Origin of the sequence: Burkholderia sp. BCC0506 (assembly GCF_902833145.1) — a bacterium.
In the GTDB taxonomy this organism is placed as follows: domain Bacteria; phylum Pseudomonadota; class Gammaproteobacteria; order Burkholderiales; family Burkholderiaceae; genus Burkholderia.
This window is the reverse complement of record NZ_CADFEN010000010.1, coordinates 147901-173771: the sequence shown is the minus strand read 5'-3', so window position 1 is coordinate 173771 and position 25871 is coordinate 147901. Positions and strand designations below refer to the sequence as shown.

Sequence of the window (25871 nt, the reverse complement as noted above, 5' to 3'; positions counted from 1 at the left end):
ACATTTCGTGTTCGCCCTATTTCAACAGACGATAAGGACAGCAGGTGACCCAACCGAATCGCTACGATCTGCTCGTCGTCGGCGGCGGCATCAACGGCGCGGGGATCGCGCGCGATGCGGCCGGCCGCGGCCTGTCGGTCATGCTCTGCGAGCAGGACGACCTCGCGTCGCATACGTCGTCGTCCAGCACGAAGCTGATTCACGGCGGCCTGCGTTACCTCGAGTACAACGAGTTCGGGCTGGTGCGCAAGGCGCTGCAGGAACGCGAAACGCTGCTGCGCGCGGCGCCGCACATCATGTGGCCGCTGCGCTTCGTGATGCCGCACATGCCGAACCTGCGCCCGGCCTGGCTGATCCGCATCGGCCTGTTCCTCTACGATCACCTCGCGAAACGCGAACTGCTGCCCGGCTCGCGCGGCATCGACATGCGCCGCCATGCGGCCGGCGCGCCGCTGATCGATTCGATCAAGCGCGGCTTCGTGTACTCCGACGGCTGGGTCGACGATGCCCGCCTCGTCGTGCTGAACGCGATGGATGCGAAGGAGCGCGGCGCCGAGATCCTCACGCGCACGAAGCTCGTTTCCGCCGAGCGCCGCGGCGACGAATGGGAAGCGCGGCTGCAGCAGCCCGACGGTTCGATCCGCGTCGTGCATGCACGCGCGATCGCGAACGCGGCCGGCCCGTGGGTCGGCGAAGTGCTGCACGGCGCGCTCGGGCGCGGCGCGCACCACAGCGTGCGGCTCGTGAAGGGCAGCCACATCATCACGCGCCGCCTGTTCGATCACGATCACGCGTACATCTTTCAGAACCCGGACAAGCGGATCATCTTCGCGATTCCGTACGAACACGACTTCACGCTGATCGGCACGACCGACGTCGAATACACGAGCGATCCCGCGAAGGTCGCGATCGATCGCGACGAGACGCAGTACCTGTGCGATTCGATCAACCGCTACTTCAAGCGCAAGATCTCGCCGGCCGACGTGCACTGGACCTATTCGGGCGTGCGCCCGCTGCTGGAGGACGAAAACGCGGCGAACGCGTCGGCCGTCACGCGCGACTATCGCCTCGAACTCGACGACGGCGCGGGCGCCCCGCTGCTGTCGGTGTTCGGCGGCAAGATCACGACGTTCCGCAAGCTCGCGGAAGAAGCCGGCGACATGCTGTGCCGCGCGCTCGGCCGCGACGCGAAGACCTGGACGGCCGGCGTCGCGCTGCCGGGCGGCGACATCGCGGACGCGAAGTTCGACGTGTTCGCCAACGCATTCGCGCAACGCCACCCGTGGCTGCCCGCCGCGCTCGCGCGCCGCTATGCGCGTGCGTACGGCACGCGTGCGGAACGCGTGATCGACGGCGCGAAATCGCTCGCCGATCTCGGCGCCGAAATCGCACCGGGCATCCACGACGCCGAACTGCGCTACCTGCGCGACGCCGAATGGGCGACCTGCGCGCAGGACGTGCTGTGGCGCCGCTCGAAGCTCGGCCTGCACGTCGCGCCCGGCTCGCTCGATGCGGTGACCGCCGCGGTCGACGCGTGGTTCGCCGCCGCGCATGCGCCGCATGCCTGATTCGAATGCAGTTGCAGCAGCAGTTGCCTGACCGACGTTGATTCACCGACGCGCCGCCCGACATGCGGCGCGCATCACAACTAAGCCAATCCACGGATGGAGATGAGAGACATGCAGGACCAGTACATCCTCGCGCTTGACCAGGGCACCACGAGTTCCCGCGCGATGCTGTTCGATCGCCAGGGCAATATCGTATCGATCGCCCAGAAGGAATTCGAACAGATCTACCCGCAACCCGGCTGGGTCGAGCACGACCCGCAGGAAATCTGGTCGACGCAAGCCGGCGTCGCCGCCGAAGCCGTCACGCGCACGGGCCTGAACGGCACGTCGATCGCCGCGATCGGCATCACGAACCAGCGAGAAACCACGATCGTGTGGGATCGCGAGACGGGCCAGCCCGTCTACAACGCGATCGTCTGGCAGGATCGCCGCACCGCCGACTTCTGCGATTCGCTGAAGGCACAGGGCCTCGAAGCGAAGGTGCGCGCGAAGACCGGCCTGCCGATCGACTCGTACTTCTCCGCGACGAAGATCCGCTGGATCCTCGACAACGTGCCGGGCGCGCGCGACAAGGCGCGCCAGGGCAAGCTCGCGTTCGGCACCGTCGACAGCTGGCTCGTGTGGAACTTCACGAAGCACGAACTGCACGTGACCGACGTGACCAACGCGTCGCGCACGATGCTGTTCAACATCCACACGCGCGAGTGGGACAGCGAGCTGCTCGAACTGCTCGACATTCCGCGCAGCATGCTGCCGGAGGTGAAGGCGTCGTCGGAAATCTACGGCCACACGAAGACCACCGTGTTCGCGTCGAAGATCCCGCTCGCGGGCATCGCCGGCGACCAGCACGCCGCGCTGTTCGGCCAGATGTGCACGACCTCGGGCATGGTGAAGAACACCTACGGCACCGGCTGCTTCCTGATGATGAACACCGGCGACAAGCCGATCGAGTCGAAGAACAACCTCGTCACGACGATCGCGTGGCAGATCGGCGACGACGTGCAGTACGCGCTCGAGGGCAGCATCTTCATCGCGGGCGCGGTCGTGCAGTGGCTGCGCGACGGCGTCGGGCTCATCAAGACGGCCGCCGAGATCGAAGCGCTCGCGGCCAGCGTGCCGCATACCGACGGCGTGTATCTCGTGCCCGCCTTCGCCGGCCTCGGCGCGCCGCACTGGAACGCGCGGGCGCGCGGCTCGGTGTTCGGCGTCACGCGCGGGACGACCGCCGCTCATCTGGCCCGCGCGGCGCTCGATGCGATCGCGTACCAGTCGCTCGACGTGCTGGCCGCGATGGAAGCCGATTCGGGCATCAGCATCGGCGAGCTGCGCGTGGACGGCGGCGCGAGCGCGAACGACCTGCTGATGCAGTTCCAGGCCGACCTGCTCGGCGTCGACGCGGTGCGTCCGCAGATCACCGAGACGACCGCGCTCGGCGCGGCCTACCTCGCGGGCCTCGCGATCGGCTACTGGAAGAACCTCGACGAAGTGCGCAACCAGTGGCAGCTCGATCGCCGCTTCGCACCGTCGATGCCGAAGGACCAGGTCGAGCAGCGCATGGCCGGCTGGCAGCGTGCGGTGCGCGCGGCCAAGGCATGGGCCGACGACACCCAGTAATCGAAAGACACCAAACGACATACAACAACACCGGCGGACCGCGCAGCGCGCGAGTCCGCCGTGACTTCGAGAGACAATCATGTCACCTTATATTGCAGAATTCATCGGCACCGCGATCCTCGTGCTGCTCGGCAACGGCGCGGTCGCAAACGTGCTGCTTGCAAAGACCAAGGGCAAAGGCGCGGACCTGATCGTGATCGTGATGGGCTGGGCGATGGCGGTGTTCGTCGCGGTCTACGTGACCGCGTCGTTCAGCGGCGCGCACCTGAACCCGATCGTCACGATCAGCCTCGCGCTCGCGGGCAAGTTCGCGTGGTCGAAAGTCGGCGGCTACGTGCTCGCGCAGATGCTCGGCGGGATGGCGGGCGCCTTGCTCGTGTGGCTCGCGTATCGCCAGCACTTCGCGAAGGAAGCCGATGCGGACCTGAAGCTCGCGGTGTTCTGCACCGCGCCGGCGATCCGCAGCGTCACGCACAACGTGCTGACCGAAGCGATCTGCACGTTCGTGCTGATCCTCGGCGTGCTGTATCTCGCGTCGCCGCAGGTCGGCCTCGGCGCACTCGATGCGCTGCCCGTCGGCCTGCTCGTGCTCGGCATCGGCATCTCGCTCGGCGGCCCGACCGGCTATGCGATGAGCCCCGCGCGCGACCTGTCGCCGCGCATCATGCATGCGCTGCTGCCGATTCCCGGCAAGCGCGACAGCGACTGGCGCTATGCATGGGTGCCGGTGATCGGCCCGCTGCTCGGCGGCGCCGCGGCGGCCGGGCTGTATCTGCGCCTGCACGCGATGGCCTGATCGCGGTTTGAACGACGCGCGCGGCCTTCCCTGCCGCGCGCTTCACGCCCTTCCTTGCTTCTACCGGCCGTTCGCGGCCGTCACCAGCGACTTCAGCTTCACGCCGACGTCCGCGAGCGCCGCCGGCGTCACGTCGATCCCGCGCTCGACCAGCATGCGCGCCACGCGCATGTCCTTCACGAATCCCGCTGCACGGCCGAAGCCGCTCGCCGCGACGAGCCGCGCGAGCGCATCGAAATGGAAATGGATTTCCGCGTCGTCGCCGAGCACGCGCGCGACCGACCGCGTGCCGAGCGCCGGCTCCCCGGCCACCTGCAATTGCGCATCGTATTGATCGGACCAGAACCACGGCATGTCGCGATACGGCTCGCCCGCACCGAGCATGTTGCGGGCGGCGACGTGCGCCTGCGTGTCGGCGCCGTGCCACGTCTCCTGTCGAACCGGCCGCCCCGATAACACGCTCGGGAACACGGCGACGTCGCCCGCCGCGAAGACCCCGCGCGCCGACGTCTCGAGCTGCGCGTTCACGACGATGCCGCGCTCGACCGCGAGGCCCGCATCGCGCGCCAGCTCGTCAGCCGGCTCGATGCCGATGCCGGTTACGACCGTGTCGGCGAGCAGCGTGTCGCCGTCGTCGAGCACGACGGCCAGTGCACCGCCCGATGCCCGCTCGATCGCAACCGGCGTCCGGTTCAGGCGGATCGCCACGCCCCGCTCGTCATGAAGCGACTGCACGCGCATCGCGATGGCTTCGGGCACCGCGCGGCCGAGCAGCCGCGGCGCCGCATCGAGCACGGTCACGCGGCAGCCGCGCTGCCGCGCCGACGCCGCGACTTCGAGACCGATGAAGCCGCCGCCGACCAGCACGATCCGCGCGTCGGGCACGAGCCGCGCGCCGAGCGCGGCCGCGTCGTCGAGCGTGCGCAACGCGACCACGCCGTCGAGCGCCGCGCCCGGAACGGCCAGACGGCGCGCGCGGCCGCCGGTGGCCAGCAGCAGCGCGTCGTAGCCGAACACGTGCCCGCCCGACACGCGCACCTCGCGTGCGCGCGGATCGATGCGCTCGACGGTCCCGACGATCCGCTCGATGCGGTCGGCCGCCCAGGCTTCGGTATCGCGCAGCCGGCATTGCGCCGCGCTGCGCTCGCCCGTCAGCACGCCCTTCGACAACGGCGGCCGCTCGTACGGCCCATGCGGCTCCGCCCCGATCAGCACGATGCGCCCGCGCCAGCCGGACGCGCGCAGCACCTGCGCGGCACGCCCGCCCGCATGGCCCGCGCCGACGATCGCCATCACCCGGTCGCTGGTCATCGCGTCACACCTCGATCAGGATGCGACCGTCCTCGATCTTCGCACGGTACGTGCGCAGCTTCTCGCACGCGGGTGCCGACAGCGGCCGGCCGTCGCGCACGTCGAAGCGGCCGTTGTGCTTCGGGCATTCGATCACGTGATCCATCACGAGCCCGTCCGCGAGATGCACCTGCTCGTGGGTGCACAGGCCGTCGCTCGCATAAACCTGGCCGTCGATCCGGTAGATCGCATACGTGTGGCCGGCATGATCGAAGCGCGCGACGTCTTCGTCGTCGATGTCGTCGAGCGCGCCGGTGTCGATCCATTGCGTCATGGTGTGTGTCTCCTTCGTCGGGATATTCGATAACGGCTAGGCGCGCGCGGCATCGGGCACCGGCCGCACGACGCAAGCGGACGGGTCGCGCGTCTGCCGGACCAGCGCCGGCACGATCTCCGCGTACGCCGCAAGCGTGCTGCGGTACGGCGGCGGCATGTCGGCCTTCACGGCTTCGTGCAGCTTCGGCAGCGCATGGAACGGCACCATCGGGAACATGTGGTGCTCGACGTGATAGTTCATGTTCCAGTACAGGAAGCGGAATACCGGATTCATCATCACGGTCCGGCAGTTGCGCCGGTGATCGAGCACGTTCTCGGGCATGCCCGCGTGCTGCGTGAGCCCGAAGTACAGGTACAGCCATGCGCCGTAGAGGCTCGGCAGGCCGATGTAGAGCAGCGGCAGGATCGTGTGCCAGTAGAGCGCGGCGCCCGTCACGAGCGCGTGGATCGCGAGATGGATGCGCGACTCGCGCACGACCTTCGGCCATTCCGCTTCGGGCACGTACGTGCGTTCCTCGTCGTCGAGCCGGCCGGTCAACGATACCGCGACCATCTTGCGCAGCTCGCCGGCCGCGTGCTTGAGCGCGACGACGTTCAGCGCGAGCGCGAGCCAGTCGGTCGGCTTCGGCGCGGCGATTTCCGGATCGCGCCCGACGACGAGCGTATCGGTGTGATGGCGTGCATGGCTCCAGCGCCATGCGGTCGCGCGGCGGAACACCTGGAACGAGGCGACCTGGTACAGCACGTCGTTCATCCAGCGTGTGCGGAACGCGGTGCCGTGCCCGCATTCGTGCCAGCGCGAATCGGCCGGGCTGCAGTACAGCGTGCCGTACACGAAGAACGCAGGGATCGCCCACGCCGAATGCGCGCGCCACGCCAGCCACGCGAGCGCGCCCGTGATCGCGATCGCCGCGTACCAGATCAGCGTGTCGCGAATCGCACGCGCATCGCTGCGCTGCATCAGTTGCTTCATCAACGGCCGCGGCACCGCGCACCGGTACCACGCAGCGTTGACGAGCCCGGCGGCCTGCGCGCGCTCGCCGGCGCCGCCGATCATTCGGTATGCCCGACGGCGCGCCGCCGTGTGCTCGCGTGCCGGGTCGTCGATATGGGTCACGTCTGTCTCCTGGAGTGCCTTGTGCGCGGGACGCGCTTCGCCACAAGAGCGAAATTAGGCGAGCGGCCACCCCGCCTCAATCGAAACGTTGACGAGATTTCGCCATCGCTTTAGCGTGCCCGACAACGCCACGCGATCGATGGCGACCCTCACGATGGAGACGACCATGGCAGGTGAATCCGGGCCGCGCTGGCGCAAGCGCACCGCGCGCTTCGACGAAATCGCCGCGCTCGCCGGCGTCAGCACGACGACCGTCGACCGCGTGCTGAACGAGCGCGGCAGCGTCTCCGCGCAGGCACGCGAACGCGTGGTGGCGGCCGCGCGGCAACTCGGCGTGCCGCGCCAGCTGCCCGACACGCGGCACGGGCTGATCCATGTCGACGTACTGCTGCCGGACACCGACGCGCCGTTCTTCCGACGATTGCAGCAGGCGCTGCAGCGCTCGCTGCAGATGCTCGACCGGCGCGTGGTCGTGCACCGGACGATCCTGCCCGCCGCGGACGACGCGCGCGCCGCCGCGCTGATCGAGCGGCCCGCTTACCGGCGCGCGGCGCTGATCGTTACCGCGCACGACACGGCCCGCATACGCGACGCACTGGCCGGCGCGATCGCGCGGGGCGAGACCGTCGTCACGATGGTCACCGACATCGGCGGCATCGACCGCGCGCACTTCGCCGGCATCGACAACTATCGCGCGGGGCGCACGGCCGGCTACTACATCGGCCGCCTTGCCGCGCGCGCCGGCCGCGTGCTGCTGCTTGGCGGGCGGATGGGCTACCGCGCCCACGCCGACCGGATGGCCGGCTGCCGCGACCAGCTCGCCGACGCATTCGCCGCCCTGCGCTGCGACGACGAACCGATCGAGACGCTCGACCAGGACGACCGCTGCTACCGCGCGGTGTCGAAGGCGCTGCAGGCGCACGACGACGTGGTCGCGATCTACAACAGCGGCGCCGGGTCGGCCGGCATCGAAGCCGCGCTGCGCAAGGCCGGCGCGGTCGGGCGCGTCGTGTGGATCGGCCACGAGATGATCGACCTGCACCGCACCTTCATCGAAGCGGGCGCGATGGATCTCGCGATCGACCAGGATCCCGACGGTCAGGCGATTTCCGCATTGCAGCACGTGCTGCATGCGTGCGGCATCGTCGAGCAGCCGCCGCCGGACGATCCGGTCGAATTCCGCGTGTTCTGTCCGGCGAACGTGAGGACGAGCGCGTACCTGCAGCCGTGAATCGCGCCGCGCGGCGGGCCGCGTGCTCGCGGCGAAAAAATCGACCGTCGCGTTGGCGATTTTTCGCCAACGTTTGTCATGCGGCGCGTGCCGCGCATCCGTACATTGATCAGCCATCCACGAACGACAACGGACAGGAGACGATGGCCGAACCGATCCTCATCGGCGTGAACCTCGACGGCGTGCTCGAACACGACGGGCTGCCGCCGCCCACGCCCGCCGAGCGCTTCCGGCGGGTCGCCGCCGCCGGCGTGTTCGACTACATCGAAAAGAACCCGGCGCGCGGCGAGGACCTGTCGCCGTATTTCGCGCTGGTCGAGCGCCACGCGCTGCCGATTCGCGTGATCGGCGGCATCTGGCGCGCGGGCCGCGACGAAGCGCATGTCGCCGAGATCGTCGCGGCAGGCGCACGCTTCGGCAGCACGGTGCTCAACTGCCAGCTGTTCGCGCATCACGCGGACGGCCATCCGCTGTCCGATCGCGAGGTCGCCGATTTCTACCTGCGCGCCTATGAATGCGGCGATCCGGTCGGCTGCCTGCCGAGCCTCGAAGTGCACGTCGACATGTGGAGCGAGGATTTCGCGCGCGTGGCGCGCGTCGCGCGGCATGTCGAGCAGGCCGGCGCGCCGTTCCGGATCACGCTCGATCATGCGCACCTGCTGTTCAAGATCGGCAACCGCGCCGAACTCGACGCGTCGGGCGTGCGCGAATCGGCCGACGGTGGCCGCGCGATGCTCGACCCCGCTTCACCCGCCGCGATCTACGCCGACTGGATCGCGCGCGGCTGGGTCCGGCATGCGCATGCGCGCAGCGTGAGCCCGGACAACCCCGTCAACCGCTGGATGCGCCGCGCGGACGGCCGGCCCGGCCGCGGCATCCAGTACCCGTTCGTCGCACCCGCACCGGGCGCCTATCACGGCCAATGGCGCGCGGATGCGCTCGACACGTGGAAAGCCGCGCTGCGCCAGTTGCTGCAAGCGCAGACGCAGGTTCGCGCTCCCGCTCATGCGCACCCGGCACGACTCGAGCAGATCAGTTGCGAGTTCATCCCGTTTCCCGACTACGGCGGCGGCGCGCGCTACTCGATCTTCGACAACAACGTCGCGTGCGCGCACTGGCTGCGCGACACGTGGCAAGCACTCGCCGCGCGCGCCGGCACCTGATTCGGACCCGTCCCACCCAAGCCCCAAGGACAGAACGATGACGCAAGCCTTCCACTTTTCGCTGAACCGGATGAGCGCGCCGCGCTTGCCGCTCGACCGCTACGTCGCGCTGTGCCGGCGTCTCGGCGTCGATACGATCGAGATCCGCAACGACCTCGACGGCGTCGAGATCGCCGACGGCACGCCGGCCGCCGCCGTCCGCGCGACGGCCGAAGCCGGCGGCGTGACGATCCTGACGATCAACGCGCTGCAGCGCTTCGAGCAGTGGAATGCCGAGCGCGCGGACGAGGCGACCGTGCTGGCCGACTACGCGTCGCAATGCGGCGCACGCGCGCTGGTGCTGTGCCCGACCAACAGCCGCGGCGACACGCGCAGCGCAGACGCCCGCCATGCGGATCTCGTGACCGCACTGAAGGCGCTGAAGCCGACCCTCGAAGCCCGCGGCCTGCTCGGCTTCATCGAGCCGCTCGGCTTCGAAGAGTGCGCGCTGCGCCGCAAGTCGGACGCGGTGAAGGGCATCTACGCGGCCGCAGGCGAGCCGGTGTTCCGGCTCGTGCACGACACGTTCCATCATCACCTCGCCGGCGAGGACATCTTCTTCCCGAACCTGACGGGCCTCGTGCACCTCTCGGGCGTCGAGGAAGCCGACCTGCCAATCGAGCGGATGCGCGACGGCCACCGCGTGCTGGTCGGCGGCGCGGACCGGCTCGGCAACGTCCGGCAACTGCGCGAACTGCTCGCGCGCGGCTACCGCGGCGCGTTGTCGTTCGAGCCGTTCGCGAGCGAAATCGCCGAAGCCGGCGACATCGAGGACCGGCTGCGCGCGAGCATCGACTACGTGCGCGGGGAGCTGGCGGATCGCTGAGCGGACCGCCGTGACGGTGCGCGACTCACGCGGGTCGCGCATCGGCAAGACAACAGAATCCACAGGAGAACGGAATGATCGAATTCGCTTTGTTCGGCGCGGGCCGGATCGGCAAGATCCATGCGGCGAATCTCGCGCGCCATCCGGGCGCGAAACTGAAGTACGTGATCGACCGCCATGCGCCGTCGGCGCAAGCGCTCGCGCACGCGCACGGCGCGCAGGTCGCCGACATCGAGCGCGCGCTCGGCGATGCGGCGGTGCAGGCCGTCGTGATCGCGTCGAGCACCGACACGCATGCGGACCTCATCGTCGCGGCCGCGAACGCGGGCAAGGCGGTGTTCTGCGAGAAGCCGGTCGACCTGACCGTCGAACGCTCGCGCGCGTGCGCGGACGTCGTGCGGCGCACCGGCGTGACCTGCATGATCGGCTTCCAGCGCCGCTTCGACCCGACCTTCGCGGCGCTGAAGGCACGCGTCGCGCGGGGCGAGATCGGCGCGCCCGAAATGCTGATCGTGACGAGCCGCGACCCGGGCGCGCCGCCGGCCGACTACATCCGCAGTTCAGGCGGCATTTTCAAGGACATGCTGATCCACGACTTCGACGTGTTCCGCTGGATCCTCGGCGACGAGGCGCAGACGCTGCATGCGACGGGCAGTTGCCTGACCGATCCGGCCGTGCGCGACGCGGGCGACATCGATTCGACGGCCGTGACGATCCGCACGCGGCGCGGCTTGCTGTGCCAGATCAACACGTCGCGGCGCGCGGCCTACGGCTACGACCAGCGCTTCGAACTGCTCGGCAGCCATGGGATGCTGCAGGCCGGCAACGTGCGGCCGACCGAGGTGAGCGCGTGGTGCGCGGGCGGCATCGCGACAGACGTGCCGGAGCCGTTCTTCCTCGAACGCTACCGGCACGCGTACGCGGCCGAGATCGCGCACTTCGTCGACGCGCTGCGCGACGGCACGCCGGTCAGGACGACGATCGACGACGGGCTCGCCGCGCTCGAACTGGCCGACGCCGCGATGACGTCGTGGAAAACGGGGCGCGTGATCGAGCTGTGACGCCGCGAACGGCGACAGCGATCCGGGCAAGCGGAGCGAGGCGGCCACGCGAGCGGCGGCACGCCGGTACGGCATGCGGCAACCGCACGGCCGCATCGGGCACTTTTGCCGCCGCGTCGCGCGGCATGCGCGTGAAAGCACGTATGATGGCGAATCGATCGGCGCCGCCGATATCCCGCGTTTTCATCACCATGCTCGATCACCTCATCTGCGACTGCGACGGCGTGCTCGTCGACAGCGAAGTCATCGCCGACCGCGTGCTGCTCGACACGCTGTCCGCCACGTTCCCGAACCTCGATTTCGAAGCCGCCGCGAAGTCGGCATTCGGGCAGCAGACGTCGCGTTTCCTCACCGGCATCGAAGCCCGCTTCGGAATCGAGATGCCCGCCAACTTCATCGAGACCATCGAGCACAACATCGAAGTCGCGCTCGCGCAATCGCTCGCGCCGATCGGCGGCGTGCGCGACGCACTGCTGAAGGTCACGCTGCCGGCCGCCGTCGTGTCGAACAGCCGGCTCGTGCGCGTGCGCAGCTCGCTCAAGCGCGCGTCGCTCACCGAGATCTTCGGCGAGCGGGTGTTCAGCTCCGAACAGGTCGCGCGGCCGAAGCCCTACCCCGACGTCTACCTGCACGCGGCGCAGACGCTCGGCGTCGCGCCGGCGCGCTGCGTCGTCGTCGAGGACAGCATCTCGGGATTGAATGCCGCGCGCGCGGCCGGGATGAAGACGATCGCGTTCGTCGGCGCGAGCCACATCCCCGACAACTACGCGGACGCGCTGCGCGCGATGGGCATCACGCGGATCATGCGCAACATGGACGAACTGCCGGCGCTCGTCGAAGCCGGCATGCGCGGCGAATTCGGCGACGTGCAGTCCTGATACGCGGCGGCGGTCGAATGGCGCGCCGCCGCGCGCCGACGGGCCCGGCGGCGTGCAATGGTACCCGCGGGAAACTGCCGGTAGCCGCCGTCAGGCCGCCGATTCGTCAGATCTTGCCGATCGGGCGAACGGGGGGCCGGCTAGTACCGCTTGCCCGACCGTTCAGCCAATTGCCGATCTTCGCCAGAATGTCGCCGAGCGGGCTCGGCCGCGCGGTAGGCATCGGCGTTGGCCGGACACCCGACATGTCGACGCCGCCGGATACGTAGCGGCACTCCGCATCGCGAATTTCACGCATGAGTCTTCTCTCCATCGATTGAATGATCGCCGGCACGCGCGTGCCGGCCACGCTCCCAAAGTCGGCGGACAACGTGTCGACGTCCTCGGGAGTGGAGAGTCTAGGTAGCGATCCGGGCGACGAACATCACCGAATGTCCATTTTGCGTACGCCGGCCTGCATGGCGGTGCGCCCGCATCCGTGCCTTGCGCGACGCACGGGGCCGTCGCCACGATCCGCTCGCCGCGTCACGCCTCGCTGACGCAGCATTCGCGCGCCGCCGCCAGCGCTTCGCGGAATTCGACGAGTTCGGCAATCGTCAGCATCGGCAGCCCGTGACGTTGCGCGAAGCGTTCGACATCGTCGCCGCGCGTCATCGTGCCGTCCGGATTCATCAGCTCGCACAGCACGCCGGCCGGCTTCAGGCCCGCGAGGATCGACAGGTCGACCGTGCCTTCGGTGTGCCCGCGGCGCGCCAGCACGCCGCCCGGTTGCGCACGCAACGGAAACACGTGGCCGGGGCGCACGATGTCGTGCGGCTTCGCGCCGTCGGCGATCGCCGCGCGGATCGTCGTCACGCGATCGGCGGCCGACACGCCGGTATGCACGCCTTCGCGCGCCTCGATCGACACCGTGAACGCGGTGCCATTACGGCTTTCGTTGGTCTGCACCATCGGCGGCAGCTCGAGCGCGCGCACCGTGTCGTCGGTCAAGCACAGGCACACGATGCCGCTGCACTCGCGAATCAGCAGCGCCATCGTCTCGGGCGTGATGCGCTCGGCGGCGACGATCAGGTCGGCCTCGTTCTCGCGGTCGTGGTCGTCCTGCAGCACGACCGCGCGGCCCGCGCGCATCGCGTCGAGCGCGGCGGCGATGCGCGGCGGCACCGGTTCGGAATCCAGCAACGGGAGATCGGCAAAGGCGTCGGCGGGTGCCGACGAAACGGACATCAAGGACATGTGAAACGCTCCTCGCAAATACGATTTGGGCGAAAAACGTTTCAGGGCATTGCAAACAGACAGAACGACAACCCGCTTCGCACGCAGCGCGAAGCGGCCCTGACGGACATGACTATCTGCACATCTTCTCTCATCCGGACTGTGACCGTCGGCTCTGGCATTCGACCAGATCTGCTGACCCCGCGCGGAATGCGCGGGCGCTCGCGGGCTCGCCGGCTTACGCCAGCCTACCGCCGGTGGGGAATTTCGCCCCGCCCTGAAGACGCACTGATTGCCGGACGGGAACGCCCCGTGACCGGCGGGCCAAGCATACAACAGCCGCGCGCGACGCGCAGCCCGCTACCCGTAAAACCTGACTGACGACTCCGTCTAACGGCATCGTCCGCATGGCCGGCGGACCGCCCCGCGATCCCGCGACAACCCGGGAACGCAGTCGCTTCGCGCGGCCTGCACGATCAGTTGGCAGCCGCGTGCGCCGCGTCGGGCACGAGCCAGCGCGGCGGCACCTCGGGGCTCACCGTCACGCGGAACGCCCGCGCTTCGCTGTCGCCCGGGTTGCGCAGGCTGTACGGCTGGTCGGCATCGAACACGATCGCATCGCCCGTCGCGAGCAACTGGCGGCGATCGTGCACGCTCACTTCGAGCGTGCCTTCGCTGACGACCAGGTTGACCGTCGTGCCCGGTGCGCGGCGCGCGCCGGGCTCCGTATGCAACGGCGCGATCCGCAGTTCGTGGAATTCGGCCGCGGCCGGCTCGCCTTCCGGGTACAGCGCACGGGCCGAGAAGCGGCCGTTCGAGCTGACGACGCGCGACGCGCGCTCGGCCGCCAGGTGCTCGAAACCGTTCACCGCGTGGCGCCGCAGGAACGCGGCGACCGACACCTTCAGCGCCGCGGCGATCTTGCAGAGCACCTTGATCGACGGCACGCTGCGCGCCGATTCGATCTGCGCGAGCATCGCGCGGGACACGCCGGACAACCGCGCGAGCGCATCGAGCGACAGTTGCCGCTCGGCGCGCAAGCGCGCGAGGTTCACGCCGACGACCTGCTCGAGCGCGTCGAGCGACGCGGACGCGCGCAGGTCGGCGGCATTACCGGACTCGAAGGAAGACACGTCGCGCACGAGCGCCAGGGATGAAGACATAGCATTGCCTCCGGGCCGCCGTGCGGCCCTGCGTAGGGGGTAAGCCGGAATCGGAATCGGGTTGCGCCGGTCATTGGCGCGTATCGAGACGCTATCACCCGGCCTGGCACGGGCAAACGAAGTTATCTTCACACCGTTATCAGCATCGCGGAGGAATGCGTTTCTCGCGAACCTTTTCCCGCCGCTATGGCGTCGCCGTCAGCGCGCCGTGGCGCCGCTCACTGCGCCGCCGGCGCCGCGCCGCGTGCCGGGCCGCGTGCGTCGAGCCGCATCGCGAGCCACGTGACGACCAGCGCCGCGAACGTCACCGCGACCGCGACCCACGGCAGCGCATCGAGCGCGAAGCCGTGTTCCAGCGCGAGGCCCCCGAGCCACGCGCCGCCCGCATTGCCGACGTTGAACGCGCCGATGTTCAGCGTCGACGCGAGATGCGGCGCGCTCGCGGCCTTCTCGACCACGCGCGCCTGCAGCGGCGGCACCGTCGCGAACGCGGCGATCCCCCAGACGAATACGGTGACGGCGGCCGCGACCGGCAGGTGGCTCGTCTTCGCGAACACGGCCATCACGGCCATCAGCGCGACGAGGATCGCGATCAGCGACGGCATCAGCGCGCGATCGGCGAGCTTGCCGCCGATCGTGTTGCCGACCGTCAGCCCCGCGCCGAACAGCACGAGGATCAGCGCGACCGCGCGCGGCGAATAGCCCGATACGGTCTCGAGAATCGGCGCGATGTAGGTGAACACGACGAACACGCCGCCGAAGCCGAGCACGGTCATCAGCAGCGCGAGCCACACCTGCGGCTCCTTCAGCACGCGCACTTCGTGGCCGAGGCCGACCGGCCCGCTGTCGTGGCGGTTCGGCACCAGCGCGGCCACGCCGCCGAGCGCGAGCACGCCGAGCGCGGCGACGATCCAGAACGACGCGCGCCAGCCGAGCACCTGGCCGACGAACGTGCCGAACGGCACGCCGAGCACGTTCGACAGCGTGAGCCCGGTGAACATCAGCGCGATCGCGCTCGCGCGCTTGTCGGCCGGCACGAGCGACGCGGCGACCACCGCGCCGATGCCGAAGAACGAGCCGTGCGCGAACGACGTGACGACGCGCGCGACCATCAGCATCGCGTAGCCGGACGCGGTCGCGCACAGCACGTTGCCGACGATGAAGATCGCCATCAGCAACTGCAGCGCGGCCTTGCGCGGCATGCGGCTCGTCAGCACCGCGAGCAGCGGCGCGCCGACCGCGACGCCGAGCGCGTAGCCGGTGACGAGCAGGCCGGCCGACGGCAGCGACACGGCCAGGTCGTGCGCGACTTCGGGCAGCAGGCCCATGATGATGAATTCGGTGGTGCCGATGGCGAAGGCGCTGATCGCGAGCGCCAGTAACGGAATGGGCATGACGTTCTCCGGAAGGCGGCGGCCGGCGCCCGATCGGTGCCGCACCGCACAAGAAAGCGGGATGTGCGCGCATTGTCCCGAAGACGCCTATATTTGATAATTGGCGCGTCATTTGAACCATTTTCAAATATTTCTGGAAAATCGCATGGACCGACTGGGCGACATCCGGCTGTTCGTCGAGGCGGCGGAACTGGGCAGCCTGTCCGCCGCCGGACGCAAGCTGAACCTCACGCCGGCCGCCGCGAGCGCGCGGCTCGCGAAGCTCGAGGCGAAGATCGCGACGCGGCTGTTCGAACGCTCGACGCGGCAATTGCGGCTCACCGACGAAGGCAAGCTGTACCTGAACTGCTGCCGCCAGGCGCTGCAGGCGCTCGACGACGCGGACGCGATGCTGCAGGAAGGCCGCAACGTCGTGAGCGGCAAGGTGCGCCTGTCGTCGACGTCCGATTTCGGCCGCCACCAGCTGCTCGACTGGCTCGACGAATTCACGACGCTGCATCCGGGCGTCACGTTCTCGCTGACGGCGTCCGATTCGTCGTCGAATCTGTGGCAGGACGAGATCGACCTCGCGATCCGCTTCGCCGCGCCGCCCGACGGCGCGCTGATCGCCCGCCGGCTCGCGGCCAACCGGCGCGTGCTGTGCGCGGCGCCGTCGTTCGTCGAGCGCCATGGCGTGCCGGCCGATCCGCACGATCTGGCCCGCTTTCCGTGCAACGTGATCACGATCGCGTCCGGCCCGATGAACACCTGGCACTTCACGCGCGGCGACGAAGTGCAGATCCACACGGTGCCCGTGTCGACCGCATTCGAGACCAACGACGGCGGCCTCACGCGCGAATGGACGCTGCGCGGCCACGGCATTGCGCTGAAATCGCTGTGGGACATCGCCGACGACGTCCGTGCGGGCCGGCTGCGCGTGCTGCTGCCCGAGTGGCGGCACCAGGACGCGCCGCTGCACGCGATCTATCACAGCAAGCGCTACATGGCGCCGCGCGTGCGCGTGCTGCTCGACTTTCTCGCCGAACGCTTCGCGCGCGAGGAAGCCGCGCTCGACGACCTGCTGAACGCGTGCCGATGACGGCCGGCCTGCCATCGAGGGGTCGAAACCCTCGATCGCGCGTGGTGCGCCCGCAACCGGCCACCCGTCCGTCTCGGCGTGAAAAGCTATAATGGAAGGCTTTCCCGACGGCCTCTTTCCGCCCGCCGCGCGCGATTCGCGTGCCGCGCGCGGCCGTCCCGACTCACCCTTGACGACGCCCCCAGGTCAACCACTGCGAACGGCGAATCCCCATGACCAAGAAAGTTTACGTAAAGACCTTCGGCTGCCAGATGAACGAGTACGACTCGGACAAGATGGTGGACGTGCTCAATGCGGCCGAAGGCCTCGAAAAGACCGACACGCCCGAAGACGCGGACATCATCCTGTTCAACACGTGCTCGGTGCGTGAAAAAGCGCAGGAGAAGGTGTTCTCCGATCTCGGCCGCGTGCGCGAGCTGAAGGAAGCGAAGCCGGGCCTGCTGATCGGCGTCGGCGGCTGCGTGGCGAGCCAGGAAGGCGCGTCGATCGTGTCGCGCGCGCCGTACGTCGACCTCGTGTTCGGCCCGCAGACCCTGCACCGCCTGCCGCAGATGATCGACGCGCGCCGCGCGAGCGGCCGCGCGCAGGTCGACATCACGTTCCCCGAAATCGAGAAGTTCGACCACCTGCCGCCCGCGCGCGTCGAGGGGCCGAGCGCGTTCGTGTCGATCATGGAAGGCTGCTCGAAGTACTGCAGCTACTGCGTCGTGCCGTACACGCGCGGCGATGAAGTGTCGCGCCCGCTCGACGACGTGCTGACCGAAGTGGCCGGCCTTGCCGACCAGGGCGTGCGCGAAGTCACGCTGCTCGGCCAGAACGTGAACGCCTACCGCGGCGCGCTGGCGGCCGGCTCGTCCGAGATCGCCGATTTCGCGACGCTGATCGAATATGTGGCCGACATCCCCGGCATCGAGCGGATCCGCTACACGACGTCGCATCCGAAGGAATTCACGCAGCGCCTGATCGACACGTACGCGAAGGTGCCGAAGCTCGTGAGCCACCTGCACCTGCCGGTCCAGCATGGCTCCGACCGCATCCTGATGGCGATGAAGCGCGGCTACACGGTGCTCGAATACAAGTCGGTGATCCGCAAGCTGCGCGCGATCCGCCCCGACCTGTCGCTGTCGACCGACATGATCGTCGGCTTCCCCGGCGAGACCGAGGAGGATTTCGACAAGATGATGGCGCTCGTGCACGAGATGGGCTACGACACCAGCTTCTCGTTCATCTACAGCCCGCGCCCCGGCACGCCGGCCGCGAACCTCGCCGACGACACGCCGCGCGAAGTGAAGCTCAAACGCCTGCAACATCTGCAGGCGACGATCGAGGAGAACGTCGCGCGCATCAGCCAGTCGATGGTCGGGAAGGTCGAGCGGATCCTCGTCGAGGGCCCGTCGCGCAAGGACCCGAACGAGCTCGCGGGCCGCACCGAGAACAACCGGGTCGTGAATTTCCCGGCGCCGCTCGCGTCGCACCCGCGCCTGATCGGCCAGATGATCGACGTGAAGATCAACCATGCGTACCCGCACTCGCTGCGCGGCGAGCTCGTGCTCGTCAGCGACGACGCGAGCGCGGCCACCCACTGACGCCCGACCGACGCCCGACAGGAGCCCGACGCTACTTTGAAGACCGTCCAAGCACTGGAATTCACCGCCCCGCGCGACGACAACGCGCGCCTCGCCAACCTCTGCGGCCCGCTCGACGAAAACCTGCGGCAGATCGAACAGGCGCTCGACGTCACGCTCGCGCGGCGCGGCCACCGGATCACGATCCGCGGGCGCGGCGCCAAGCTCGCGCTCGCCGCGCTCGAAAACTTCTACAACCGCGCGCGCGATCCGCTGTCGGTCGACGACATCCAGCTCGCGCTGGTCGAAGTGCGCCACACGGCCGGCAACGGCCGCCAGGACACGCTCGACGTGCGCTTTCGCGGCGACCCCGACCATCCGTTCGACGAGCCCGTCGTGCACCTCGACGCCGACGAGCCGGACGAAGAGCCGGCACCGAAGCTCTACACGCGGCGCGCCGACCTGCGCGGGCGCACGCCCGCCCAGCGTGAATACCTGAAGCAGATCCTGTCGCACGACGTGACGTTCGGCATCGGGCCGGCCGGCACCGGCAAGACCTACCTCGCGGTCGCGTGCGCGGTCGACGCGCTCGAGCGCGACCAGGTCAAGCGGATCGTGCTGACGCGCCCGGCCGTCGAGGCCGGCGAGCGGCTCGGCTTCCTGCCGGGCGATCTCGCGCAGAAGGTCGACCCGTACCTGCGCCCGCTGTACGACGCGCTGTACGACCTGCTCGGCTTCGACAAGACGGCCAAGATGTTCGAGCGCCAGATGATCGAGATCGCACCGCTCGCGTACATGCGCGGCCGCACGCTGAACCACGCGTTCATCATCCTCGACGAGGCGCAGAACACGACGCCCGAGCAGATGAAGATGTTCCTCACGCGGATCGGCTTCGGCTCGAAGGCGGTCGTGACCGGCGACACGAGCCAGGTCGACCTGCCGCGCGGCCACAAGAGCGGCCTCGTCGAGGCGCAGCAGGTGCTCGGCGGCGTGCGCGGCATCGCGCTCACGCGCTTCACGAGCGCGGACGTGGTGCGCCATCCGCTCGTCGCGCGCATCGTCGAGGCGTACGACGAATTCCACGCGCAGCACCAGGACGGCTGAGCGGCGGCGCGCCACGCGCTGCCCGGCTAGCCGGCCCGGCCCGCCAGACGGCGCGCCGGGCTTTTTTTCGGCCGCGCGCCGCCCGGTCGAATTCGGGCGCGATCGGCCGTTTGGTGTATCCTCAACGCGTCCCAATCGCCGCACGCGTCATGAAATCCTCCCGTTCCCGCAAGTCCGGTCGCGCCCAGTCCGCCGCGCCCGAATCCCCCCGCCTTTCGCTGTTCGACGCGAAGGGCAAAGCCCGCACCGTCAACGCGCAAGGGCTGCGGATCGACTTCCCGGACGGCCGCAGCCTGATGTTCGACCTGTCGGGCAGCTCGGGCGACGCGGCGGTCGCGATCGTCGCGCAGCACAGCGATCCGGCGATGCGCGCGAAGCTCGCGCTGCAACCCGAGCACTACGACAGCGTGACGCTGCACGTCGGCGCCGAGTTCGCGCCGCGCGAGGACGACCCCGAAAACGAGCCGCGCGCGCTGGAACTCGACCTGTCCGTGCAGTACGGCGACGAGATCACGAGCGACGTGCGCAAGACGCTGCCCAAACGCAAGCTGATCGCCGAATGGCTCGAGCCGGCGCTGTTCGCGAGCGCGCAGCTCACCGTGCGCTTCGTCGGCGAAAACGAAGGCCGTACGCTGAACGCCGGCTACCGCCACAAGGACTATCCGACCAACGTGCTGACCTTCGCGTACGACGCGGCGCCCGACGGCACCGTGATCGGCGACCTCGTGCTGTGCTGCCCGGTCGTCGAGAAGGAAGCGCACGACCAGGACAAGCCGCTCATGGCCCATTACGCGCACCTGCTGGTGCACGGCGCGCTGCACGCGCAGGGCTACGACCACGAGACCAGCGACGAGGATGCGGCCGAAATGGAAGCGCTCGAAGTCGACATCCTCGCGAAGCTGGGTTTCCCGAACCCTTACCAGTAAGCCGTCCGCCCGATGCGTCACCCCGCGATGCTGCCGCCCGCCTACCCGCCGTCGATCGGCGAAGGCCGTCTGCTGACGGAAGACGAGCTCGCGGCGTCGCTCGCGCATACGATGCGCGACTGGGACGGCCGGCAGGATCTCTGGCTGTTCGGTTATGGCTCGCTGATCTGGAACCCCGGGCTGCCGACCGTCGCCGCCGTGCGCGCCAAGGTGCACGGCTATCACCGCGGGCTCTACCTGTGGTCGCGCGTGAACCGCGGCACGCCCGAACGGCCGGGCCTCGTGCTCGCGCTCGATCGCGGCGGCTCGTGCTCGGGCATCGCATTCCGGCTCGCCGGCCCGACCGCGCAGCCGCATCTCGAGACGCTGTGGAAGCGCGAGATGCCGATGGGCTCGTACCGGCCCGCGTGGCTGCCGTGTTCGCTCGAGACCGGCGAACGCGTGAACGCGCTCGCGTTCGTGATGCGCCGCGACGCGCCGACCTATACGGGCAAGCTGGCCGACTCGGTCGTGAAGGAAGTGTTCGGCTGCGCGGCCGGCCGCTACGGCACGACGCTCGATTACGTGAGCCGCACGGTCGACGCGCTGCGCGCGAGCGGCATTCCCGACCGCGCGCTGGAAGGGCTGCTCGCGCGATGCCGATGATCCGACACCGCGCCGCCCGCGCATCCGCACGAGGACACACCCGATGAAACCGTCACGCCGGTCGCGTTGCAGGATCGCCGCGCTGCTCGTCGCCGCGAGCGTCGCGCTGTCCGGCTGCGGAATACTCGGCTGCGGCGGCGCCGCGACCAACGGCGCGGCCGCCGGCGGCTGCTCGGCCGGCATGCGGTTCTGAACCGCGCGCCGGCGGCGCCCCGCATGCGGCAGAATGCCGCCGTCACGGCCGATTTCCCGCGTCGGGCGCCGCCGCCGCGCCGCCACCGTTTTTTGGCCGCCGCCCCTTTCTGCGATAGGATGGACCCGAGGACGGCGTCGCGCCCGGCGCGGCCGTCCGCGAGCGGGGTCCGCGCGAGCCGCCCATCCTGGCCGTGCGGCCGGGGTGACACGGTCGCGTCGTGCCCTTGGTGTATCCTTGCCTACTCCGTGACCGCGCGCCCCGGCATGACCCGGGCGCACCACCATGAACGATTCGTATCCCAGTCGTAAGCCAACCGACAAACCGCAAGAAAAGCGCTCGCTGCTCGAGCGCCTGACCGACTTCATCTCGCCCGAGCCCGAATCCCGCGGCGAGTTGCTGGAAATCCTCCAGGACGCCCACGAACGCAACCTGATCGACGCCGATTCGCTGTCGATGATCGAAGGCGTGTTCCAGGTATCCGATCTGTGCGCCCGCGACATCATGGTGCCGCGCGCGCAGATGGACGCGATCAACATCGCCGACAAGCCCGAGGATTTCATCCCGTTCGTCCTCGAAAAGGCGCACTCGCGCTATCCCGTGTACGAGGAAAACCGTGACAACGTGATCGGCGTGCTGCTCGCGAAGGATCTGCTGCGCTTCTACGCCGAGGAAGAGTTCGACGTGCGCGGGATGCTGCGCCCGGCCGTGTTCATTCCGGAATCGAAGCGCCTGAACGTGCTGCTGCACGACTTCCGCGTGAACCGCAACCACCTGGCGATCGTCGTCGACGAATACGGCGGCGTCGCGGGCCTGATCACGATCGAGGACGTGCTCGAACAGATCGTCGGCGACATCGAGGACGAATACGACTTCGACGAGGAAGCCGGCAACATCATCTCGGGGCCGGACGGCCGCTACCGCGTGCGCGCGCTCACCGAGATCGAGCAGTTCAACGAGGTATTCGGCACCGATTTCCCCGACGACGAAGTCGACACGATCGGCGGGCTGATCACCCATCATTTCGGCCGCGTGCCGCACCGCGGCGAGAAGCTGCAGCTCGGCAACCTCGTGTTCGAGATCCAGCGCGGCGATGCGCGCCAGGTTCACGTGCTGCTGGTGCGCCGCAACCCGCTCGCCAGCCGTCGCGCCGAAGCCTCGCACGAAGACTGACCGTTCCGCGCCAGCCGCGCTTCCTTCAACCGCTCGCCCACTTCCGCTTCACATGGACGATCCGATCCCGTCCCGCCCGGCTGGCGGCCTGCTCGCGCCGGCGCCCGGCCGCACGCTGCCGCGCTGGCACTATCCGGCCGCGCTGCTCGCCGGCGCGGCCAATACGCTCAGCTTCGCGCCCACGCCGCATGGCGGCTGGCTGCAGCTCGTCGTATTCGTCTGGTTTTTCGCGCAACTGACGCGCACGTCGAGCTGGCGCGGCGCCGCGCTCACCGGCGGCGCGTTCGGCTTCGGCAACTTCATCACCGGCGTCTGGTGGCTCTACATCAGCATGCACGTGTACGGCGAGATGGCCGCGCCGCTCGCGGGCGGCGCGCTCGTGCTGTTCGCGCTGTACCTGTCGTTGTACCCGGCGTTCTCGGCCGGGTTGTGGTCGTTCTGCGCGGGCCACGCGTGGCATCGCCGCGAGCCCGACCCGCGGCCGTTCTCGCCCACCTGGCACGGCGCGTTTGCGTTCGCGAGCGCGTGGGCGCTCGGCGAATGGCTGCGCGGCACCGTGTTTACCGGCTTCCCGTGGCTCGCGAGCGGCTACCCGCAGGTCGACGGCCCGTTCGCGGGCTTTGCGCCGGTGGTCGGCGTGTACGGAATCGCGTGGGTGCTCGCGCTGTTCGCCGCACTGGTCGTGCAGGCGCTCGCCGCCGCGCGCCCGTCGCCGGTGCGTGACGGCGCAGCCGGCGCATCGGGCGGCGACGCCCGCGTGCGCATCGCCGCGCCGGCCGGCATCGCCGTCGCGCTCGTCGCGGCCGGCCTCGGGCTGTCGCAGCTCACGTGGACCGTGCCCGCGAACGCGCCGCTCACCGTGCGGCTGCTGCAGGGCAACGTGAAGCAGGACATCAAGTTCGAGCAGGAAGGCATCGACGCGGCGATCAAGATGTACACGCAGATGATCGTCGAGAAGCCGGCCGACCTGATCGTCACGCCCGAGACCGCGATCGCGGTGATGATCCAGGAGCTGCCCGAGCCGTTCGCCGTCGCGATCCGCAAGTTCAGCGACACGACCGGCTCGGCCGTGCTGTTCGGCGCGGTCGGCGCGTCGGTGACCGAGGACGGCCGCTACGTCGACTACACGAACAGCCTGTACGGCGTGACGCCGAATTCGCGCGACATCTATCACTACGACAAGCACCACCTCGTGCCCTTCGGCGAATTCATCCCGTGGGGCTTCCGCTGGTTCGTCAACCTGATGAAGATGCCGCTCGGCGACTTCGCGCGCGGCGCGCCGGTGCAGAAGCCGTTCCTCGTGCACAACCAGCCGGTGATGGCCGACATCTGCTACGAGGACTTGTTCGGCGAGGAAATCGCCGCGACGATCCGCGACAACCCGCAACCGCCCGGCGTGCTCGTCAACGTGACGAACCTCGCGTGGTTCGGCGACACGATCGCGCTCGACCAGCATCTGCAGATCGCGCGGATGCGCTCGCTCGAAACGGGCCGGCCGATGCTGCGTTCGACTAATACCGGGATGACGGCCGCGATCGACGCGCACGGCCGCGTGCTCGGCCAGCTCAAGCCGTTCACGATCGGCTCGCTCGACGTGCGGATCGAAGGCACGAGCGGCTTCACGCCGTACGTGACGAGCGGCAACAACATCGTGCTCGCGGTGTCGCTCGTGCTGCTCGCGTTCGGCTTCACGTTCGGGCCCGGGCTGCGCCGGCGCAACGGCCGGCGGCCCGGCGGCGGCGAAGCGGCATGACGCAACGGGCCGCTGCCGCGCGCGGCGGCCCGCCGTGAACCGGCCGGCCGTTCAGGCCTGCCGGGACGACCGGCGCGGCTGATCCAGCCGATCCGGCTGCGCGGCGAAGCCCCGCAGGTCGCGACTCACTTCCTCCATTACCGGCGCCCACGCGCCGAACGTCGGCTGCCGGTACAACGTCGCGGTCGGATACCACGGACTGTCCCGGCGATCGAGCAGCCACGGCCAGTGCGGATTCACGTCGAGCAGCACCCAGGTGCGCGCGCCGAGCGCGCCGGCCAGGTGTGCGACCGACGTGCATACGGTGATCACGAGATCCAGCGCGCCGATGAACGCGGCCGTATCGTCGAAGCTCTTCAGTTCGGCCGTGTAGTCTTCGATCGCGAAACCGGCCGCGCGCGCGGCGGCGACATCCGCGTCCGCCCCCGGCTGCAGCGAATAGAACGTGACACCGTCGATGCCGCGAAACGCGTCGGCATAGCGCTCGAGCCCGACGCGCCGGAACGGATTGCGCTGGTGGCCCGCGCTGCCCGTCCACACGAGCCCGACCTTCAGCGGGCGGTCGCCCGCGAGCCGCGCGCGCCAGGCGTCGCGTGCGCCCGGCTCGGCCCGCAGGTACGGCACCGACGCGGCGAGCGTCGACGCCTCCATGCCGAGCATCAGCGGCAGGCCGATCAGCGGCACTTCGTAATCGAACGCCGGCAGCGTGTCGACGCCGCCGCCCGCGCCGAACACGTCCGCATGCGCGCCGAGGCTGCGCTGCATCAGCGTGCCGAGCGCCGGAAACGTATTCCACGCGAGCCGGCCGCCCTCGCGATGCACGCGCTCGGCGAGCGGCACGACGAAGCGGCAGAACTGCAGCACGTCGCCGAGCCCCTGTTCTCCCCACACCAGCAGCGTCTTGCCGGCGAGCGGCTCGCCCTGCCAGCGCGGGCCCGGCAGCGCCGGCCGGCGGCCGCGCAATTCGCCCGCGCCGTCCCAGCGCGCCTCGTGACCGCGCCAGCCGGCCGCGTGGTTGCCGCGCACGAGCTGGATGATCGCCAGATTGAAGCGGAACGACGCATCGTCGGGCGCGAGCTCGCATGCACGCGCCGCATGGCGCTCGGCATCGTCCCAGCGCTGCGCCTCCTTCATCGCCATCGCGACGTTGTTCATCGCGAGTGCGTTCTCGGGTGCGAGCTCGACGAGCCGCGCGGCGCACGCGAGCGCGCCGTCCAGGTCGTGTGTCGCGATCCGCGCGACGACGAGGTTGATCCACGCCTGCACGTCGCGCGGATCGTGCTTCACGGCCGCGTCGAGCAGCGCGATCTCTTCCGCGCGGTCGCCGCCCGACAATCGCAGCGCGATCGCGAGGTTGTTGCGCAGCGACGGCCAGCCGGCATCGATCGCGAGCGCCGCGCGGTACGGCGCGACCGCGTCCGCGTGACGGTCGGCCATCTGCAGCACGTAGCCGTGATTGAAGTGCGTGGCCGCGCCCGGCTGCACGCGTACCGCGCATTCGGCGAGCGCGAGCGCGTCGGCCGTGCGCTGCCGCGCGACGAGCGTCGCCGTGAGCCGCACCAGTGCGTCGGCATCGACCGCATGCAGATGGGCGGCGGCGGCCAGCCACAGATCGTGCGCGGCGCGCTCGCCGCGCGCCTGCGCGTCGGCGGCCTGCCCGAGCAGCGCGAGGAACGGCGGAAGCAGCGGAATCAGGATGTCGGTCGGTTCGTCCATGCAGTCGGCGTCGGCAAGCGGTGACGC

General features: G+C 69.4%; 24 protein-coding genes and 1 riboswitch. Of the genes, 16 read left to right on the top strand and 8 right to left on the bottom strand.

The annotated features are described in order from the left end of the window. Nucleotides 1-44 precede the first annotated feature (44 nt). From glpD to HWX62_RS23115, 3 genes are all read left to right on the top strand, one after another. Nucleotides 45-1568 carry a glycerol-3-phosphate dehydrogenase gene (glpD, locus tag HWX62_RS23125; RefSeq protein ID WP_175927757.1) on the top strand — a complete coding sequence of 508 codons (1524 nt, stop codon included), beginning with the start codon at nucleotides 45-47 and terminating at the stop codon, nucleotides 1566-1568. Nucleotides 1569-1679: 111 nt separating this feature from the next. Continuing rightward, nucleotides 1680-3182 carry a glycerol kinase GlpK gene (gene glpK, locus HWX62_RS23120; RefSeq protein ID WP_175927758.1) on the top strand — a complete coding sequence of 501 codons (1503 nt, stop codon included), beginning with the start codon at nucleotides 1680-1682 and terminating at the stop codon, nucleotides 3180-3182. A gap of 79 nt (nucleotides 3183-3261) precedes the next feature. Beyond that, nucleotides 3262-3978 carry an MIP/aquaporin family protein gene (locus tag HWX62_RS23115; protein WP_175927759.1) on the top strand — a complete coding sequence of 239 codons (717 nt, stop codon included), beginning with the start codon at nucleotides 3262-3264 and terminating at the stop codon, nucleotides 3976-3978. A gap of 60 nt (nucleotides 3979-4038) precedes the next feature. Here the strand turns inward: HWX62_RS23115 and HWX62_RS23110 are convergent, their stop codons facing one another. The 3 genes from HWX62_RS23110 to HWX62_RS23100 are packed head-to-tail and all read right to left on the bottom strand — an operon-like array spanning nucleotide 4039 to nucleotide 6721. Continuing rightward, nucleotides 4039-5289: an FAD-dependent oxidoreductase gene (locus HWX62_RS23110; RefSeq protein WP_175927760.1), complete on the bottom strand. Its 1251-nt coding sequence runs from the start codon at nucleotides 5287-5289 to the stop codon at nucleotides 4039-4041. Between the two features lie 4 nt (nucleotides 5290-5293). Continuing rightward, a complete protein-coding gene (locus HWX62_RS23105) occupies nucleotides 5294-5602 on the bottom strand; it encodes a non-heme iron oxygenase ferredoxin subunit (protein WP_175927761.1) in 309 nt (102 codons plus the stop codon). Nucleotides 5603-5638: 36 nt separating this feature from the next. Then, nucleotides 5639-6721, bottom strand: a complete 1083-nt coding sequence (locus HWX62_RS23100; RefSeq protein ID WP_175927762.1) for a fatty acid desaturase family protein — start codon at nucleotides 6719-6721, stop codon at nucleotides 5639-5641. A gap of 166 nt (nucleotides 6722-6887) precedes the next feature. On the opposite strand from HWX62_RS23100, the gene HWX62_RS23095 reads away from it, so the two are divergent. From HWX62_RS23095 to HWX62_RS23075, 5 genes are all read left to right on the top strand, one after another. Then, nucleotides 6888-7952 carry a LacI family DNA-binding transcriptional regulator gene (locus tag HWX62_RS23095; protein WP_175927763.1) on the top strand — a complete coding sequence of 355 codons (1065 nt, stop codon included), beginning with the start codon at nucleotides 6888-6890 and terminating at the stop codon, nucleotides 7950-7952. Between the two features lie 143 nt (nucleotides 7953-8095). Then, nucleotides 8096-9115 (top strand): xylose isomerase, encoded by a 1020-nt coding sequence (locus tag HWX62_RS23090; RefSeq protein ID WP_175927764.1) that lies wholly within the window; start codon nucleotides 8096-8098, stop codon nucleotides 9113-9115. Nucleotides 9116-9152: 37 nt separating this feature from the next. Further along, nucleotides 9153-9980 (top strand): TIM barrel protein, encoded by an 828-nt coding sequence (locus tag HWX62_RS23085; protein ID WP_175927765.1) that lies wholly within the window; start codon nucleotides 9153-9155, stop codon nucleotides 9978-9980. Between the two features lie 74 nt (nucleotides 9981-10054). Continuing rightward, nucleotides 10055-11041 carry an inositol 2-dehydrogenase gene (gene iolG / locus HWX62_RS23080; RefSeq protein WP_175927766.1) on the top strand — a complete coding sequence of 329 codons (987 nt, stop codon included), beginning with the start codon at nucleotides 10055-10057 and terminating at the stop codon, nucleotides 11039-11041. 191 nt (nucleotides 11042-11232) lie between these two features. Next, entirely contained in the window at nucleotides 11233-11919 is a 687-nt protein-coding gene (locus HWX62_RS23075; RefSeq protein ID WP_175927767.1) for an HAD family hydrolase, read from the top strand. Nucleotides 11920-12025: 106 nt separating this feature from the next. On the opposite strand, the gene HWX62_RS23070 is transcribed toward HWX62_RS23075, so the two are convergent. The 4 genes from HWX62_RS23070 to HWX62_RS23055 all read right to left on the bottom strand — a co-directional run bounded on the left by HWX62_RS23070 (nucleotide 12026) and on the right by HWX62_RS23055 (nucleotide 15691). Further along, on the bottom strand, nucleotides 12026-12289 hold the full coding sequence (locus HWX62_RS23070; RefSeq protein WP_175927768.1) for a hypothetical protein: 264 nt from the start codon (nucleotides 12287-12289) through the stop codon (nucleotides 12026-12028). Nucleotides 12290-12444: 155 nt separating this feature from the next. Then, nucleotides 12445-13155, bottom strand: coding sequence for a 3,4-dihydroxy-2-butanone-4-phosphate synthase (gene ribB, locus HWX62_RS23065; protein ID WP_175927769.1), 711 nt, complete (start codon nucleotides 13153-13155; stop codon nucleotides 12445-12447). A gap of 118 nt (nucleotides 13156-13273) precedes the next feature. Then, a riboswitch (FMN riboswitch) is annotated at nucleotides 13274-13423 on the bottom strand. Between the two features lie 187 nt (nucleotides 13424-13610). Further along, a complete protein-coding gene (locus HWX62_RS23060) occupies nucleotides 13611-14297 on the bottom strand; it encodes an XRE family transcriptional regulator (protein ID WP_027785365.1) in 687 nt (228 codons plus the stop codon). A 218-nt stretch (nucleotides 14298-14515) separates the two neighbouring features. Continuing rightward, complete coding sequence (locus HWX62_RS23055) at nucleotides 14516-15691, bottom strand: MFS transporter (RefSeq protein ID WP_175927770.1); 1176 nt, start codon at nucleotides 15689-15691, stop codon at nucleotides 14516-14518. Between the two features lie 145 nt (nucleotides 15692-15836). Here HWX62_RS23055 and HWX62_RS23050 point away from each other — a divergent pair, with 145 nt between their 5' ends. The 8 genes from HWX62_RS23050 to lnt all read left to right on the top strand — a co-directional run bounded on the left by HWX62_RS23050 (nucleotide 15837) and on the right by lnt (nucleotide 24128). Then, on the top strand, nucleotides 15837-16769 hold the full coding sequence (locus HWX62_RS23050; protein WP_175927771.1) for a LysR family transcriptional regulator: 933 nt from the start codon (nucleotides 15837-15839) through the stop codon (nucleotides 16767-16769). 212 nt (nucleotides 16770-16981) lie between these two features. Continuing rightward, nucleotides 16982-18355 (top strand): tRNA (N6-isopentenyl adenosine(37)-C2)-methylthiotransferase MiaB, encoded by a 1374-nt coding sequence (gene miaB, locus HWX62_RS23045; protein WP_175927772.1) that lies wholly within the window; start codon nucleotides 16982-16984, stop codon nucleotides 18353-18355. Between the two features lie 36 nt (nucleotides 18356-18391). Then, nucleotides 18392-19438 carry a PhoH family protein gene (locus tag HWX62_RS23040; protein WP_175927773.1) on the top strand — a complete coding sequence of 349 codons (1047 nt, stop codon included), beginning with the start codon at nucleotides 18392-18394 and terminating at the stop codon, nucleotides 19436-19438. A 149-nt stretch (nucleotides 19439-19587) separates the two neighbouring features. Then, nucleotides 19588-20364 (top strand): rRNA maturation RNase YbeY, encoded by a 777-nt coding sequence (gene ybeY / locus HWX62_RS23035; RefSeq protein WP_175927774.1) that lies wholly within the window; start codon nucleotides 19588-19590, stop codon nucleotides 20362-20364. 12 nt (nucleotides 20365-20376) lie between these two features. After that, complete coding sequence (locus HWX62_RS23030) at nucleotides 20377-21009, top strand: gamma-glutamylcyclotransferase (protein ID WP_175927775.1); 633 nt, start codon at nucleotides 20377-20379, stop codon at nucleotides 21007-21009. A 43-nt stretch (nucleotides 21010-21052) separates the two neighbouring features. After that, nucleotides 21053-21202 (top strand): hypothetical protein, encoded by a 150-nt coding sequence (locus HWX62_RS23025; RefSeq protein WP_164728356.1) that lies wholly within the window; start codon nucleotides 21053-21055, stop codon nucleotides 21200-21202. A 285-nt stretch (nucleotides 21203-21487) separates the two neighbouring features. Beyond that, nucleotides 21488-22375: a transporter associated domain-containing protein gene (locus tag HWX62_RS23020; RefSeq protein WP_175927776.1), complete on the top strand. Its 888-nt coding sequence runs from the start codon at nucleotides 21488-21490 to the stop codon at nucleotides 22373-22375. Between the two features lie 52 nt (nucleotides 22376-22427). Then, complete coding sequence (gene lnt / locus HWX62_RS23015) at nucleotides 22428-24128, top strand: apolipoprotein N-acyltransferase (RefSeq protein ID WP_175927777.1); 1701 nt, start codon at nucleotides 22428-22430, stop codon at nucleotides 24126-24128. Between the two features lie 51 nt (nucleotides 24129-24179). Here lnt and HWX62_RS23010 read toward each other — a convergent pair whose 3' ends face one another. After that, nucleotides 24180-25844, bottom strand: coding sequence for a hypothetical protein (locus HWX62_RS23010; protein WP_175927778.1), 1665 nt, complete (start codon nucleotides 25842-25844; stop codon nucleotides 24180-24182). Nucleotides 25845-25871: the final 27 nt, after the last annotated feature.

Bases quoted from the DNA above. Each gene is read 5' to 3' on its own strand.
- iolG (WP_175927766.1), top strand. From the start codon at position 10,055: ATGATCGAATTCGCTTTGTTCGGCGCGGGCCGGATCGGCAAGATCCAT.
- HWX62_RS23010 (WP_175927778.1), bottom strand. From the start codon at position 25,844: ATGGACGAACCGACCGACATCCTGATTCCGCTGCTTCCGCCGTTCCTC.
- HWX62_RS23060 (WP_027785365.1), bottom strand. From the start codon at position 14,297: ATGTCTTCATCCCTGGCGCTCGTGCGCGACGTGTCTTCCTTCGAGTCC.
- HWX62_RS23055 (WP_175927770.1), bottom strand. From the start codon at position 15,691: ATGCCCATTCCGTTACTGGCGCTCGCGATCAGCGCCTTCGCCATCGGC.
- HWX62_RS23085 (WP_175927765.1), top strand. From the start codon at position 9,153: ATGACGCAAGCCTTCCACTTTTCGCTGAACCGGATGAGCGCGCCGCGC.
- HWX62_RS23115 (WP_175927759.1), top strand. From the start codon at position 3,262: ATGTCACCTTATATTGCAGAATTCATCGGCACCGCGATCCTCGTGCTG.
- HWX62_RS23095 (WP_175927763.1), top strand. From the start codon at position 6,888: ATGGCAGGTGAATCCGGGCCGCGCTGGCGCAAGCGCACCGCGCGCTTC.
- HWX62_RS23110 (WP_175927760.1), bottom strand. From the start codon at position 5,289: ATGACCAGCGACCGGGTGATGGCGATCGTCGGCGCGGGCCATGCGGGC.
- HWX62_RS23105 (WP_175927761.1), bottom strand. From the start codon at position 5,602: ATGACGCAATGGATCGACACCGGCGCGCTCGACGACATCGACGACGAA.
- HWX62_RS23075 (WP_175927767.1), top strand. From the start codon at position 11,233: ATGCTCGATCACCTCATCTGCGACTGCGACGGCGTGCTCGTCGACAGC.
- HWX62_RS23030 (WP_175927775.1), top strand. From the start codon at position 20,377: ATGCGTCACCCCGCGATGCTGCCGCCCGCCTACCCGCCGTCGATCGGC.
- lnt (WP_175927777.1), top strand. From the start codon at position 22,428: ATGGACGATCCGATCCCGTCCCGCCCGGCTGGCGGCCTGCTCGCGCCG.
- glpK (WP_175927758.1), top strand. From the start codon at position 1,680: ATGCAGGACCAGTACATCCTCGCGCTTGACCAGGGCACCACGAGTTCC.
- ybeY (WP_175927774.1), top strand. From the start codon at position 19,588: ATGAAATCCTCCCGTTCCCGCAAGTCCGGTCGCGCCCAGTCCGCCGCG.
- ribB (WP_175927769.1), bottom strand. From the start codon at position 13,155: ATGTCCTTGATGTCCGTTTCGTCGGCACCCGCCGACGCCTTTGCCGAT.
- HWX62_RS23020 (WP_175927776.1), top strand. From the start codon at position 21,488: ATGAACGATTCGTATCCCAGTCGTAAGCCAACCGACAAACCGCAAGAA.
- miaB (WP_175927772.1), top strand. From the start codon at position 16,982: ATGACCAAGAAAGTTTACGTAAAGACCTTCGGCTGCCAGATGAACGAG.
- HWX62_RS23050 (WP_175927771.1), top strand. From the start codon at position 15,837: ATGGACCGACTGGGCGACATCCGGCTGTTCGTCGAGGCGGCGGAACTG.
- HWX62_RS23090 (WP_175927764.1), top strand. From the start codon at position 8,096: ATGGCCGAACCGATCCTCATCGGCGTGAACCTCGACGGCGTGCTCGAA.
- HWX62_RS23025 (WP_164728356.1), top strand. From the start codon at position 21,053: ATGAAACCGTCACGCCGGTCGCGTTGCAGGATCGCCGCGCTGCTCGTC.